This window comes from Burkholderia sp. BCC1208, assembly GCF_902833095.1.
GTDB lineage: Bacteria > Pseudomonadota > Gammaproteobacteria > Burkholderiales > Burkholderiaceae > Burkholderia.
Genome location: NZ_CADFDY010000002.1, coordinates 625,553 through 640,456 on the forward strand (window position 1 = coordinate 625,553; position 14,904 = coordinate 640,456).

Genomic DNA, 14,904 nt, shown 5'->3' on the forward strand with positions numbered 1-14,904 from the left:
TCCCGGTATGGAATGAGGCCACGCGGCCGAGCCGCATGAAGACAGTGCGCGGAGTTTATCACAAACAAACCGCCTGGTCGGTTTACATCCGAAAATGGCGGTGCTACGATCGGCTCCCGCATCGACCCTGGCCGAATGACGGGCCGCGTCTCACATCACGTGACGCGACGGGAGGCCCGCAGGGCGCGGCTTTCCGGCCGCTCACCTTTATCGGGCGGCCTGCCGCTCCCACGATTCATTGCCCGTATTACGCCCTAAAAACAAACCGCCTAGTTGGTTTTTTTACAAATCCGAGCGGCGTTGCCGCCCCTGTTGCACCACCTTTCGTGTCGGCTCCGCCGGCACGAATCCCGACCCCGGAGAATCAGATGAACCGATCGATCAAGCCCAGCCACCTGCTCAACGCCGCGCTGTGCGTCGCGCTCGCCGGATGCGCCGGCGTTCAGCCCGCCCGCTACAGCGGCATCGAATCGTCGCCGTATCTGCGCAGCGATCCGCAGGACAAGTCCGGGCGCATGCCCTACCGCTACGCGCTGCCGGCGGATTGGCACACGTACCGGAAGCTGATCCTCGACCCGGTGGCCGTCTATCGCGGCGCCGATCATCAGTTCGGCGACCTGACCGAGCAGGACAAGTCGACGCTTGCCGCGTACATGGGCGACACGTTCGCGAAGAAGCTCGGCAAGCGCTTCGAGCTGACGGGCACGCCGGGCCCCGACACGCTGCGCGTGAAACTGACGCTGACGGGCGCCGTGACGACGACGACGTTTGCCGGTGCGTTCGCGCATTTCGATCTCGCGGGGAACGTCTACAACGGCGTGCAGGCGATCCGCGGTCGCGAAGGGGCGTTCACGGGCTCGGTCATCTACGCGGTGGAGATCCGCGATGCGTCGACGAACCGGCTGATCAGCGCGTACGTGACGAAGCAGTATCCGAACGCGATGAACATCGGCGCGAGTTTCGGTGCGCTCGGCGCGGCAAAAACCGGAATCGACAAGGGTGCCGATGCGCTCGTCGCGCAATTCGACTGAACGCCGCGGGCGCACGTCGGCGCGTATTGCGCCGTGGCGTGCCCGCTGGCCGCGTGCGGCGATCGTCTGGATCGTGCCGCTCGCGGCAGTTGCGTGCTGTCTCGCGTGGGGCGTGTCGTTGCTCGGCAGCCGCGGGCCGACGCTCACGATTGCGTTCGCGACCGCCGACGGACTGGAAGCCGGCCGATCGACGCTGCGGCTGCGCAATGTCGAAATCGGCCGCGTCACGCGTGTTCGTACACGGCGCGGGCAACCGGGCGTGACGATCGACGTGCGGCTGGACACCGACGCACGCGCATTGGCCGTGGCCGACACACGCTTCTGGATCGTGCGGCCGCGCCTCGGGCCCGACGGCGTGTCCGGTCTCGATTCGATGCGGTCGGGCGCGTACATCGCGGCGGCCGTCGGCCATTCGCACGACCCGCGTACCGCGTTCGCCGGGCTCGACGCACCGCCGGTCGCCGAAGGCGGCGGTCGTCACTACACGTTGCGCGCAACCTCGCTCGGCTCCGTCGCGATCGGCTCGCCGGTCTATCACCGGCGCGCGCGCGTCGGCCAGGTCGTCGGTTATGCGCTGGACGCCGACGGGCACGGCGTATCGATCGACGTGTTCGTCGCCGCGCCGTTCGATCGATACGTCGATGCCGATGCGCGCTGGTGGCAGGCCGGCGGCCTCGGCGTGCAGCTCGACGCGGGCGGTATGAAGCTCGGCACGCCGTCGATCGCCGCGCTGCTCGCCGGCGCGCTCGCATTCGCGTCGCCGCCGGGACGCACGTCGATCGCCGCGGCATCAGATGGCGCGCGCTTTCGCGTGGCCGACGACGAACTCGACGCGATGCGCACGCCGAATGCACCGGCCGCGCCGGTGGTGATGCGTTTCGACCGCTCGCTGCGCGGGCTCGAGGTCGGCGCGCCGGTGGATTTCCGCGGGATCGAGCTCGGCAACGTGACGGCCGTCGGCACCGAATACGACGCGGCACGCGGCGACGTCACGATGCGCGTGACGATGACTCTCTACCCCGATCGCCTCGGGCAGCGCTACCGCGACGTCCTCGGCAACGGCGATTCCGCCGCCGGCAAGGCGCTGTTGCATACGCTCGTCGCGCGCGGCTTGCGCGGCCAGTTGCGCATCGGCAATCCGATCGCCAACCGCTCGTATGTCGCGCTCGACATGTTCCCGCACGCGCCGCACGCGTCGGTCGATACGAATCGCGAGCCGATTGCATTGCCGACCGTGCCCGGTACGCTCGACGTGCTGCGCGATCAGATTGCCGACATCGCCGGCACATTTTCCCGATTGCCGCTCGACCGGATGGGCGCGGACCTGAACGTCGCGCTCGCGAACACCGACGCGCTGTTCGCCCGCCTCGATACCGAACTCGCACCGCAGGCCCATGCCGCGCTGGGCACCGCGCGACAGGCGTTCATGGTCGCGCAGGCCATGCTCGGGAAAAAGGGTGCGGGTACATCGAACGTCCGCCGTACGCTGACGCAATTCGCGCGCACGTCGCGCGCGCTGCGCGCGTTGGCCGATGAAATGGAGCAGCATCCGGAATGGTTGCGGCCGAGCGCATCAGGCATCGCGCAACCCGATCGCGCACCGCATCCGGCGAGTACGCCACGGTGAACCCGTCGCGCCCCGCATCGGCATTTTTACGACGATCGCACGCATCGCATGCCAAATTCCCCGCGCAGCAGTATGCTGATGTCGTACGGCTGCGCACTGGGCATCGGGTAACCCCGACGTTTGCACGCGATCGCGCCGCCGTCGCGACCGCAATCATGCGTTGCAAGGAGGGTTGTGATGGCCACCACGCATCAGCACTTCCATCTCGAACTACGGCACGCCACCGCGCCGACCTACATCATCAGTTACCTGTTCCCCGCGTTGCTGTTCGTCTACGAGTTGCTGCGCGTCGGCCAGTGGATCCGCGATCACGGAATGCAATTCGTCGCGTTCAAGCAGATGGGCTACGAGTATCTGCTGATGCTGCTGTTCGTCGGGCTGCAGATCGTCGTCGAGGCGATCTTCCTGCTCGGCGCCGCGATGCGCAAGGATCATCGCGATTTCGAGCATCGCTTGCCGAACGTGATTCTCGGCATCGGCTGCTCGATCGCGCTGCTGGCGATCGATCTCGCGATCCAGCTTGCGTTCTGACGGCCGGCGGGCAGGCGCCCGCTGGCAATGGCAGTGGCGCGCTCAGGCGAGCGCGTCGCGCAGGAACGTCGCGACGGCGGCCAGCACGTCGTCCGTCCGCTCGCGGTGCGGCATGTGTCCGCAGCGGGCGAGCAACAGGAACGACGACGGCCCGGCGACGCGCGCGGCGATCCGCTTCGGATGCACGTCCGACCCGTATTCGTCGTCTTCGCCGTGAATCGCGAGCGTCGCACACTGCACGCTCGGCAAGTCGTCGTCGAGATTCCAGTCGCGAAATGCCGGCGACAGCCACGTGTCGACCCACGCGCGCAGCACCCATTCGGCCTTGTCGCCGTGATAGCGCGCGAGCCGGTCGAACTGCCCCGGTTCGTCGAACTGCCGCCCCGCGTCGCGAATGCCGGCCAGCGTGCGCTCCTCGACGAACGCCTGCGCGGCGACCGTCACGAGCGCGCGGCAACGCGCCGGATGCGCGGCCGCACAGCCGACCGCCATCCCGCCGCCGACGCTGTGCCCGAATGCGACGAACGCATCGACGCCGAGCCGTTCCAGTACCGCCGCGAACGCATGGTCGGCCTCGTCGCGCACGAACGTCGTGCCGAGCGTGCCCGGATGACGGTCCGAGCGGCCGAAACCGAGGCGATCGTAGGCGATCACGTCGCGTTGCGTCGCGCGTGCGAGCTGCGCGGGAAAGTCGCGCCACAGGTCGACGCAGCCGAGCGAATCGTGCAGCAGCACGATCGGCGTTGCCGCGTGCCGCGCCGGCTCCGCACGCCAGCGTTTCGCAAAGAGACGCCCTTGCGGCGTCTCGACGATTGTCTCCTCGGTCACGATATCGGTCATGTGTCGGTCGTCTGCATGAAAGCGGCCGCGCGTCGGCGGCCGCATCGAATCGGGACATGGTGGCCCGCCGGCGCGCGCAGCGTCAAGCATGCCCTTACCGCCCGCGCGCTCATTCGGGCTGCGGCGGCAGATACTCCATCTGCGCTTCGTCGTACAGCCGGTAGATCAGCGCCTGCATCGCGCGGATGTCCTCGGATTCGTCGAGCGCGCGCATGCTCATGATGATCGGCGAGACGAGGTTCGGATCGTCGAGCGGCTTGTAGCTGATGTCGTCGCGCTTCAGCCCGTACACGCTGTGCGGCACGACCGACACGCCCTCGCCCATCGCGACGAGGCCGAGCGCGATCTGCAACTCGCGCGTCTCGTAGATCCTGCGCGGTTGCAGCGCGCGATCGTGGAAGGCCGCGAGCACCTGGTCCGCGTAGCTCGGGCGCGGCGCCTTCGGAAAGATGATCAGCGTGTCGTTGACGAGATCGTGCAGCGACAGCACCGGTTTCGCGTTCTCGAGCACGTGGCCGAGCGGCAGCGCGACGATCATCCGCTCCTCGCGCAACACGACGCGCCGCACGCTCGGATCCTCGTGGCGGATGCGCCCGAACCCGACGTCGATGCGCCCTTCCTTCAGCGCCTTGATCTGGTCCATCGTCGACATCTCGTGCAGGCTCAGTTCGACGGCCGGATATTCGCTGCGAAAGCGCCGGATGATCTTCGGCAGCATGCCGTACAGCGTCGAGCCGACGAAACCGACCGACATGCTGCGCTCGATCTTGCCGACCCGCTTCGTCATCGATTCGAGCTCGGTCGTCTGCGCGAGCAGCTGCACCGCGTGCGAATAGAAGAAGCGCCCGGCATCGGTCAGCTTCAGCGGCCGCGCGTTGCGCTCGAACAGCGGCACGCCGAGCGCTTCCTCGAGCTGCTGGATCTGCCGGCTCAGCGGCGGTTGCGCGATATGCAGCCGTTCCGCCGCCCGCGTGAAATTCCGCTCTTCGGCTACCGCGACGAAGTAGCGGAGATGTCTCAACTCCATGTTCGATGCCTCCCGGCGAGCGATCCGGCGCCCCACTCCGGCCGGATGATGTCGTCACGATACCGCAGGCGGGGGCGACCGCCACGTGCGCCGCTTCACGCCATCACGGCGCCGCCCAAAGCAAAACGGGAAGCCCGCGAGCTTCCCGTCGTTTCATCGCCGCCTCGCAGCGGCGGCGCGACCGCGCATCACACCTCGGTCGCGTACAGCGCGTCGCGTTGCTCGTGGCTCAGCGAGTCGAGCGGCACGTCGGGCAACTGATAGCAGATCATCGTGCCGTACAGCTCGGCCAGGCAGTTGCTGCCGGCATCTAGCGCGTAGCCGTCCTCGCCGTCCGGCGCCGGCGGGTACACTTCGCGCCACGCGTTGATCGCGGCTTCGATTCGCACGATGGAAACGGGTCCGGCCTTCCGCTCGGCGGGTGATGCGCTCATGGATTCCTCTGGATTGCGCGCTCCGCGGGCCGTGCCGGCCCGGATGGAACGATGAAAACGCCGGGCCGCTCGCCGACCGCCGCGCCGCGCGCGCCGGATGCCGATCCGCGCTGCGCCTGTCGCGCCGGCCGGGCCACGGCCCGGTAGGGTCGGGCAATATAACCGGCTTTGACCCCGTGCAGGCAAAAGCCGGGCAAAAAAAACGGGAAGCGCGCGGCTTCCCGTTTCGTCGTCCGTCGCGCGGCCGCTGCCGCGCGGCGTCAGCCCGCGGTTTCGCGGTTCGCCACCGGCTGCCGCTGCGCGCCGCGGCTCGCGGCGATCCACGGCGCGATCTCCATGTCTTCGTAGCGCACGAACCGGCTCTTCTTGAGGAACCGGAAGCCGAGCCACACGACGACGAACAGCGGAATGCCGACATAGGTCGCGACCACGCCGGCCCAGTCGATCCGGTTCGCGAGGAACGCCTGATAGTCCTGGCCGAGCGCGATCACGAGACACAGCACGAACGCGAACAGCGGGCCGAACGGGAACCACTTCGACTGGTACGGTAACTGGTCGAGCGAATAACCCTGCTTCACGTAGCCCTTGCGGAACCGGTAGTGGCTGACCGCGATGCCGAGCCATGCGATGAAGCCCGTCATCCCCGACGTGTTCAGCAGCCACAGGTACACGGTCTTGTCGCCGTACAGCGACGTGAAGAAGCACAGCGCGCCGACGGCGGTGGTCGCATACAGCGCATTGCGCGGCACGCCGCCGGGAGACAGTTTCGCGAACACCTTCGGCGCGCGGCCTTCGGTGGCGAGGTTGTAGAGCATGCGCGTCGACGCGTACATGCCCGAGTTGCCGGCCGACAGCACGGCCGTCAGGATCACCGCGTTCATCACGCCGGCCGCGAAGGCGAGGCCCGCGTGGCGGAACACGAGCGTAAACGGGCTCACGCCGATGTCGGTCACGTCCGTCTTCAGCAGGTTCGGGTCGGTATACGGAATCAGCACGCCGATCACGAAGATTGCGAACACGTAGAACAGCAGGATGCGCCAGAAGATCTGCTTCACCGCGCGCGGGATCGTCGTGCGCGGGTGCTCCGATTCGCCGGCCGCGACACCGATCAGCTCGGTGCCCTGGAACGAGAAGCCCGCGATCATCGCGACGCCCATCAGCGCCGGCAGGCCGCCCGCGAACGGTGCGTCGCCGATCGTCAGGTTGCCCCAGCCGTTGGCCGGCGCGCCCTTCAGAATGCCGAAGATCATCAGCAGCCCGACGCCGATGAATGCGACCACGGTGACGACCTTGATCAGCGCGAACCAGTATTCGGCTTCGCCGAAACCGCGCACGGTGAGCGCGTTGAGCAGGAACATCACCGCGAGGAACGCCGCGCTCCACCACACGCCCGGCACGTCCGGAAACCAGTAGTGCATCACGAGCTGCGCGGCCACGAGTTCCACCGCGATCGTCACCGCCCAGTTGTACCAGTAGTTCCAGCCGAGCGCGAAGCCGAAGCCTTCGTCTACGTATTTCGCGCCGTAGGTCGCGAACGAGCCCGACACCGGCATGAACGCGGCCATCTCGCCGAGGCTCGTCATCAGGAAGTAGACCATCAGGCCGATCAGCATGTACGCGACCATCGCGCCGCCGGGGCCGGCCTGCGAGATCGACGCGCCGGATGCGACGAACAGGCCCGTGCCGATCGAGCCGCCGATGGCGATCATCGTCAGGTGGCGCGCCTTCAGCGCGCGATGAAGCTTGGGTGGGTTCGCGGACGAACCGGGTGGGTCGGAATTCGGAATGGCGGACATAAACGACACGAACGTTGAGCGGGCCGGCATCCGGAGCCGGCGCATGCGGAATCGGAGCGCGGAGCGCGTCCTGCGATGCATTCGATGCGGCCCCGATACGCGTTGCGCGGCGGGCGCCTGCGGCGAAGCGCGGATTCTACCTGATTCGACAGGGGGACAGCTGAGGTCGCCCCGCCCGCCGCCATGCCCGAGATTTCGCGGAATCAGCGGGTTGGCCGCATCGGGCGCGGCCCCTGCCGCTCGCCGTCGTTAAAGCCCCGATTCCGTACGGGTCATTCGATTTTCATTTCTTCCCGTCAGCACCGGATCCTGTCCCGATCCGCCAAATACAGCGTCAATACGCAAAATCGACCGATCGACGCGCCATTAATCAGACAAAAAGACCGACACTGCTCATTGATTCAAATCAAATCGCCCGCGCGCAATGCGGTAATGATGCGTAACCGTTTCGAATCGCCGTCTCCGCATGCATGTTTTGCATGCGCACACGAAATTCAGGAATTCGCGGGATAATGACGTTTAATTCGAAATAATCAGCGCACGGCACCGCCAACGACGCGAGTAACCGCCGCCCCCGACTCCCGAGGATGAAGTCATTCCCGCTGCCCGCCACGCTGCGCCGCCATACCGCGTCGATCGTGGCACGCATTCTGTCGCCCCGCGGCGTACTCGTGGCGGGCATCGTCCTGCTGATGTTCAGTTGGGGACTTTCCACGTCGCTATTAATCGAGGCACGGCGCGACGCGTATGACCATGCGGTCGAAAATGCGCGCAATCTGATGCTGCTGATCGAACGCGATATCGCGCGCAATATCGAACTCTACGATTTGTCGCTGCAAAACGTCGTCGACGGCGTGGCCGATCCGGAACTGATGACATTGCCGCCGCGCCAGCGCCACCGGCTGTTGTTCGATCGCGCGGCGACCGGCGCATATCTCGGCTCGATTTTCGTGATGGATGCGCACGGCAATATCGCGATCGATTCCAGCGCATCGCCCGCACGGCAAGGCAATTTCGCCGACCGCGACTATTTCGCCGTGCATCGCGACCGGCACGTCCCCAATCTCTACATCAGCCGGCCGTACGCGTCGCGGCTGCGCGGCGGCGCGCTGACGATCGCGCTGAGCCGCCGGATCGACCGGCCCGACGGCACGTTCGGCGGCGTCGTCGTCGGCACGCTCAGCATCGACTACTTCCGCGCGCTGCTCGACGGCCTCGCGGTCGGCCGGCACGGCAGCGCGGCCATCGTCGAGGACAACGGCGCGCTCGTGTCGCGCCTGCCGTACGACACGCGGGTGGTCGGCCTCGACCTCCACGACTCGCCGCTGTTCATCGACGCGCAGCGCAGCCGCGACGGCGAGCTGACCGGTGTCGGCGCCATCGACGGCGTGCGGCGCATCTATGTTTACAAGCATCTCGCCGGGCTGCCGCTGATCGTCGACGTCGCGCCCGCCGAGATCGACATCTACGCGTCGTGGCGCCACCGCGCGATCTGGACCGTCGTGCTGATGGGCCTGTTCACGGCGTTCATCGCGTGGGGCTCGCTCGCGCTGTCGCGCGAGCTGAAGCGCCGGCAGGACGCCGAATCGAAGCTGTACCGGCTCGCCCACACCGATTCGCTGACGGGCCTCGACAACCGCGGCACGTTCGACACGGTGCTCGCGAAGGAGGCGCAGCGCGCGTCGCGCAGCGGCCGCCCGCTGTCCGTGCTGTTCGTCGACGTCGATCACTTCAAGGCGTTCAACGACTACTACGGCCACCCCGCCGGCGACGACGTGCTGCGCCAGGTCGCGCACTCGCTGTCGCGCTGCCTGCGCCGCGACAGCGATCACGTCGCGCGCTACGGCGGCGAGGAATTCGTCGTCACGCTGCCCGACACCGACGCGCCGGGCGCGGCAACCGTCGCCGAAGGCATCCGGCGCGCGATCGCGGGGCTCGACATCGAACACGTGAAAAGCCCGTACGGGCGCGTCACGGCCAGCATCGGCACGGCCACCGCCGCCGACGGCCGGACGAACGCCGCGACGCTGCTGCGGCGCGCCGACGAAGCGCTGTACCGCGCGAAGTCCGGCGGCCGCAACCGCGTGCTGGACGCGCAATCGAGCGGGGCCGACGCGTGAGGCGCCGCGATGCGCCTTGATGCGCCTTGATGCGACCGGCCGCGTGATCTGATGCGGCCACTCTGCCGCGCCGTGGACAGCCCGCACGCGTTCGGCTAGCGTTACGTCAGCTGCGCATGCGGCGCGGCGCCGGCCCGCGCGGGCCGCCGTGCGCATTCCGGCCACCCTCCGCTCCGCCATGACCGCCCCGCTCCCGACCCGACTGCCACCGCTCGTACGCCACGCGCTTCGCCCGCTGCTCGACCCGTATCGCCGCTACCGGCATGCGAAGCTGATCCATGCGGCGCGCGTCGCGCTCGCGATTCTCGTGTCGATCGCGCTGTCCACCGGGCTGAACGTGCCGCACGGCGAATGGTCGACGATCACCGTGCTGATCGTCGTCGGCGGGCTGCAGCACCACGGCAACATCCGCAAGAAGGCGGCCGAGCGCGCGCTCGGCACATCGATCGGCGCGCTGGCGGGGCTCGGTCTGATCCTCCTCTACTCGTTTCTGCACGCGCCGTTCGCGATCTACCTGCTGATGGCCGTCGGGTGCGGTGTCTGCGCGTATCACGCGATCGGCAAGGCCGGCTACATCGCGCTGCTGTCGGCGATCACGATGGTGATCGTCGCCGGGCACGGCGACAACGAGATCGTCGACGGCCTGTGGCGCGCGGTGAACGTGCTGGCCGGCATCGCGATCGCGCTGGCGTTCTCGTTCGCGCTGCCGCTCTACGCGACCTATTCGTGGCGCTACAAGCTCGCCGACGCGCTGCGCGCGTGCGCGGCCGTGCATGCGCGGCTCGCGGGCGACCGCGACGTGAGCGACGACGCGCACCTGAAGGAAATGGCCGCGTTGAGCGCGCTGCTCGTGCAGTTGCGCTCGCTGATGCCGTCGGTGGCGAAGGAATGCGAGACGTCGATGGCGCAGCTCGAGGCGATCCAGCGCAGCCTGCGCCTGTGCATCGGCTATCTGGAGATCCTGTCGAGCGCGCTGCCGGCCCGCGACGACGTGGCGGCCCGCGAATACATGCGCGTCGAGATGAAGATCTTGAACCGCCGCATCCGCGACACGCTGGTCGGCGCAAGCCGCGCGCTCAAGTTCGGCACGCCGAGCCGGCTTGCCCCGCGACGCCGGCCGGTCGACCCGCTGCACGATGCGCCGCCGCCCCAGTTGTCCGGCTACGTGTCGATCACGGCGAAGCTGGCCGGCGAAGTCGACCAGTTGCGCGAGCGGCTGCTCGATACCGCGCGGTCGTGGAATATCTGAAGCTGCGGCTTCACGCGAACATCTTTCATATACCTTTCTGTGCGACAAGGCGCCGTGCGGGCGACCGCGACCCGGGTTGAAGGCCGATCCGGCCCCGAAAATCCGGCCGGCGCCCGACTCGTCCGCGCGTGTTTCGGCGGCGATACGACGCCATCCGGCACGGCGTTCTCCACCCGGTTAACCGCCCGTCAGGCCCGCCGCGACAGGCGCGACGCCGGTTCCGCACCAAAATCAGCCCTTGCCCCAACTTCCCGGACAGCCGATACTCGCATATTCCGCGAAATACGATCCCACCGGCTTCAATCCACGGTAATTCCTATGAGCACGATTCTCGAAAGCCTCCCGACCGGCCAGAAGGTCGGTATCGCCTTCTCCGGCGGCCTGGACACCAGCGCCGCGCTGCACTGGATGAAACTGAAGGGCGCCGTCCCGTATGCATACACGGCGAACCTCGGCCAGCCCGACGAAGACGATTACGACGCGATCCCGAAACGCGCGATCGAATACGGCGCAGCCGGCGCCCGCCTGATCGACTGCCGCGCGCAGCTCGTCGCCGAAGGCATCGCGGCGCTGCAAAGCGGCGCGTTCCACATCACGACCGCCGGCGTCACGTACTTCAACACGACGCCGATCGGCCGCGCCGTGACGGGCACGATGCTCGTCGCCGCGATGAAGGAAGACGGCGTCAACATCTGGGGCGACGGCAGCACGTACAAGGGCAACGACATCGAGCGCTTCTACCGCTACGGCCTGCTCGTGAACCCGGATCTGAAGATCTACAAGCCGTGGCTCGACCAGACGTTCATCGACGAGCTCGGCGGCCGCGCCGAAATGTCCGAATTCATGAACCAGGCCGGCTTCGCGTACAAGATGTCGGCCGAGAAGGCGTATTCGACCGACTCGAACCTGCTCGGCGCGACGCACGAGGCGAAGGACCTGGAAAGCCTCGAAAGCGGCATCAAGATCGTGAACCCGATCATGGGCGTCGCGTTCTGGCGCGACGACGTGAAGGTCGCCGCCGAGGAAGTGACAGTGCGCTTCGAAGCCGGCCAGCCGGTCGCGCTGAACGGCGTCGAGTTCAAGGATCAGGTCGAGCTGCTGCTGGAAGCGAACCGCATCGGCGGCCGCCACGGCCTCGGCATGAGCGACCAGATCGAGAACCGCATCATCGAGGCGAAGAGCCGCGGCATCTACGAAGCCCCGGGCCTCGCGCTGCTGTACATCGCGTACGAGCGTCTCGTCACCGGCATCCACAACGAAGACACGATCGAGCAGTACCGCGAGAACGGTCGCCGCCTCGGCCGCCTGCTGTACCAGGGCCGCTGGTTCGACCCGCAGGCGATCATGCTGCGCGAAACCGCGCAACGCTGGGTCGCACGCGCGATCACCGGCGAAGTGAAGATCGAACTGCGCCGCGGCAACGACTACTCGATCCTGAGCACGAAGTCGCCGAACCTCACGTATCAGCCGGAACGCCTGTCGATGGAGAAGGTGGCGTCGACGTTCTCGCCGCGCGACCGGATCGGCCAGCTGACGATGCGCAACCTCGACATCACCGATACGCGCGACAAGCTGCGCGTGTATTCGCAAGTCGGGCTGCTGACGCCGGGTGAAACGTCTGCGCTGCCGCAGATCAAGGGCGATAGCGACAAGTAAGCCAGTCGCTTTCGCGAGCGGCCGGGCGGCGTGACAACCGCCCGGCTGCGTGCAGTACTTCCCCTTCCCGCTTTTTCTTCAAGCACTGCCGGATCCGCAACGCGTATCGCGACGATCCTGCAGGCGCGTCAAGGTTATTTCGATGCCGTGGCGGTGGTGGTCGCGGTGGCCGTGGTGGTCGCAGTAGCCGCGGTCGTCGTCATCGTCGTGGCAGCAGTGGCAGGCGCCGGCGTACGTGCCAGATCCTGACCGATCATGTCCGCGACCGACTTCTCGCACGACTTGATCCCTTCCACCGACTTGTCGAAATTCTTCTCGAGATCGCTGAAGCTGCCGTACGTGTAAGTGAAATCGCTGTCGATGTGGACGCTGTTCGCCTTGATGTCGTAGCCGCACGCGAACGTCTTGTAATAGAGGTCCTGCTTCGTCTTCGCGTCGAGAATGCGCGCGCGGATGACGACCCACGGAATGTAGTCGGGCTGGTTGGCCGGCGAGATATAGCCGAACGACGTGAACCACACGTTCATGATCGCATCCGCGTCGGTCTGGATCGCGGAGTAGTCGTCCGACTTGCCGTCATCGGCGAGCTTCGTCTTCTGGCCGTTCAGTTTCACGACCTGATAGCCGTTGCCGGTGAGGCGGCCCGTCACGCCGTCCACGATGTCCGGTGCGAAGACGATCTTGCCGGCCGCCACGTGGTCCGTGTAGGTGCTCGTATGGCTTGCGTTCACGGCGCCTTGCGCGAGCGCGCCGATCAGCCCGAACCCGGCCGCCGCGCCGCCGAAATTGACGACCGCGACACGCTTCGGCTCGATGACGTCGAGCATCGCGATCGAATGCAGCTTCTGACGCGCCTCGGGCTTCATGTCCGTGTTCGGCAACGTGGTGCAGCCGGACAGCAGCGTCACGAGCAGGCCGCAACCGAATACGGTGGCTTTGAATGAGTTCTTCATTGGATGAGTGGCTTTCGTTGTTGACGGAACGTTTTCGTCGGGCCGCCGCACGCGGCGCGTGAAAAAGCCGCGTGCGAGCAGACCGTGCGTTTATTGCTTGATGACCTGACCGTAGGCGACGAAGCTGTAATCAGCTGCGCGCAGCACGTACAGGATCGATCGCTGGAAGCCGTTGGTCCCCTTGATCGGCACGAACATGATCGCGGCGCTGCCCGACAGCGGAACGCCCGCCGGCAGCGTGCAACCCGACGATGCCGAGGCTGCCAGCGTCATGTCGTACATGTTCTGGTTCGAGCCGGGCGTGGAAAGCTGCAGCGTGCCGCTCAGGTTGCAACCGCTCAGCGTACCGGTGACCGTGCCGCCCGATGCGATCGAGAAGGACGCGTTGGTGGTCGCCCACGTGCCCGTGACGCTGTCCTGCGTGACGCTCAGTGCGTTCGCGGCGTTGTAGCTCCACGTGAAATTCGACGCCGTACCGTTGCGGCTGATCGTGCCGGACAACGTCTGCTGCGGGCTGTATGCGCCGGAGCCGGAGTCGATTTTGGTGATCAGCCCGCCGGTGCCGAAGTTGACGCCCGAACCGAGCGACCACGTCGCGCCATTGACCGTCAGACTCGCGAAATCCTCGGACATCACGAACGATCCCAGCAGATTGAGCGCGGTCACGTTGTTGCGCGGATCGACCAGGGCGATGGTCGAGTAGCCGAGGTTGCCGGATGCCGACCAGATCCCGACCGGGCCGGTTGCCGTTGCGGCCGTCGAGCCGGCTTGCGGGGTCGTCAGGCTGGGTAGTGCTTCGCCTGCCGTCACCGGCTGCGACGAGGCGACGGGGGCGCTTGCGGGAGGTGCTGCGAGCGGTGTGGACGCGACGGCCGGTGTGCTGGCTGCGTTGTTGGCGCCGCCGGTGTTTGCGGGCGTGCCGCTGGTTGCGTTCGACGAGCCGTCACCGCCGCCGCAACCGGCGACGACGAATACCGAGATCGCGGCGGCTGCCAGCAGACAAAGGGAATGCTTGTTCAATTCAATCCTCGATTTTTTGATGCGTTTTTTTTAGTGGTCTAGATTCGAATCGCGTTACTTTTCTGGTGTGGTGCGTGGGCCTCCTCGAGCGACGGTGGATGCTTGGGGTGATGTGTTGGGGAAGGACGATGAGAGGGGCGTCGGTTGCCGGATATTCGGCACGACGGGTACGAGCGTGGAGGTGTGGTCGTGCGGGAACGCGCACGCAGCGGTGAGAATCGCGTGCAGCAGCAGGCATGCCGCGGCAAGGCACAGCGCGCGCCAGCCCCGGTGCCTGCGCGCCCCATCGAATCGGTGCATCCCATCGTCTGATACTGCGCACGGCTTCGACGGCCGGGCGCCCCCTCGGTTATCTGGTCGTGTGGTTTGGTGGTACGGCTCTGGTAATACTTTTTTTGAGCTACCGAAGAAGGGTAACGGCGGGGGTGGGGATTTCTTTAGGGTGGGTTATCGAGGGAATTTTCCAGGGCGATGTTGTTGATCCGCGTGATTCCGGACGAACCGACCGCCCTCACGGGGCCTGTCAGGAATTTTGTGTTTAAGGCATAACATGCTCCCAAGGAGAGTGTATGCCTCGCAAACCGAAAGCCCAGCCGGCAGTTCTGCCGGCGATTCCGGCC

General features: G+C 66.6%; 12 protein-coding genes. 6 read left to right on the forward strand and 6 right to left on the reverse strand.

Annotated features, from left to right (window positions below):
• Nucleotides 1-368 precede the first annotated feature (368 nt).
• The 3 genes from HWX09_RS07645 to HWX09_RS07655 all read left to right on the forward strand — a co-directional run bounded on the left by HWX09_RS07645 (nt 369) and on the right by HWX09_RS07655 (nt 3,189).
• On the forward strand, nt 369-1,031 hold the full coding sequence (locus tag HWX09_RS07645) for a DUF3313 domain-containing protein (RefSeq protein WP_027782413.1): 663 nt from the start codon (nt 369-371) through the stop codon (nt 1,029-1,031).
• Nucleotides 1,006-2,658, forward strand: a complete 1,653-nt coding sequence (locus HWX09_RS07650; RefSeq protein WP_051421340.1) for an MlaD family protein — start codon at nt 1,006-1,008, stop codon at nt 2,656-2,658. Before HWX09_RS07645 ends, HWX09_RS07650 begins: the two co-directional genes overlap by 26 nt.
• Nucleotides 2,659-2,835: 177 nt before the next feature.
• Nucleotides 2,836-3,189 (forward strand): hypothetical protein, encoded by a 354-nt coding sequence (locus tag HWX09_RS07655; protein ID WP_027782412.1) that lies wholly within the window; start codon nt 2,836-2,838, stop codon nt 3,187-3,189.
• 42 nt (nt 3,190-3,231) lie between these two features.
• Here HWX09_RS07655 and HWX09_RS07660 read toward each other — a convergent pair whose 3' ends face one another.
• From HWX09_RS07660 to HWX09_RS07675, 4 genes are all read right to left on the reverse strand, one after another.
• The gene (locus HWX09_RS07660) at nt 3,232-4,029 is read right to left on the reverse strand and encodes an alpha/beta hydrolase (protein ID WP_027782411.1); all 798 of its coding nucleotides are present in this window, start codon (nt 4,027-4,029) and stop codon (nt 3,232-3,234) included.
• A gap of 109 nt (nt 4,030-4,138) precedes the next feature.
• A complete protein-coding gene (locus tag HWX09_RS07665) occupies nt 4,139-5,056 on the reverse strand; it encodes a LysR family transcriptional regulator (RefSeq protein ID WP_027782410.1) in 918 nt (305 codons plus the stop codon).
• A gap of 188 nt (nt 5,057-5,244) precedes the next feature.
• Nucleotides 5,245-5,490, reverse strand: coding sequence for a DUF3717 domain-containing protein (locus tag HWX09_RS07670; protein WP_012338561.1), 246 nt, complete (start codon nt 5,488-5,490; stop codon nt 5,245-5,247).
• Nucleotides 5,491-5,750: 260 nt separating this feature from the next.
• A complete protein-coding gene (locus HWX09_RS07675) occupies nt 5,751-7,286 on the reverse strand; it encodes an amino acid permease (RefSeq protein ID WP_027782409.1) in 1,536 nt (511 codons plus the stop codon).
• A gap of 587 nt (nt 7,287-7,873) precedes the next feature.
• Between HWX09_RS07675 and HWX09_RS07680 the strand changes: the two genes are divergently transcribed.
• From HWX09_RS07680 to argG, 3 genes are all read left to right on the forward strand, one after another.
• Nucleotides 7,874-9,406, forward strand: coding sequence for a sensor domain-containing diguanylate cyclase (locus HWX09_RS07680; RefSeq protein ID WP_027782408.1), 1,533 nt, complete (start codon nt 7,874-7,876; stop codon nt 9,404-9,406).
• Nucleotides 9,407-9,584: 178 nt separating this feature from the next.
• A complete protein-coding gene (locus tag HWX09_RS07685) occupies nt 9,585-10,655 on the forward strand; it encodes an FUSC family protein (RefSeq protein WP_027782407.1) in 1,071 nt (356 codons plus the stop codon).
• A 318-nt stretch (nt 10,656-10,973) separates the two neighbouring features.
• Nucleotides 10,974-12,311: an argininosuccinate synthase gene (gene argG / locus HWX09_RS07690; RefSeq protein ID WP_027782406.1), complete on the forward strand. Its 1,338-nt coding sequence runs from the start codon at nt 10,974-10,976 to the stop codon at nt 12,309-12,311.
• 134 nt (nt 12,312-12,445) lie between these two features.
• Here the strand turns inward: argG and HWX09_RS07695 are convergent, their stop codons facing one another.
• Nucleotides 12,446-13,264, reverse strand: a complete 819-nt coding sequence (locus HWX09_RS07695; protein WP_027782405.1) for a hypothetical protein — start codon at nt 13,262-13,264, stop codon at nt 12,446-12,448.
• Nucleotides 13,265-13,354: 90 nt separating this feature from the next.
• A complete protein-coding gene (locus HWX09_RS07700; RefSeq protein WP_230469068.1) occupies nt 13,355-14,284 on the reverse strand; it encodes a hypothetical protein in 930 nt (309 codons plus the stop codon).
• Nucleotides 14,285-14,904: the final 620 nt, after the last annotated feature.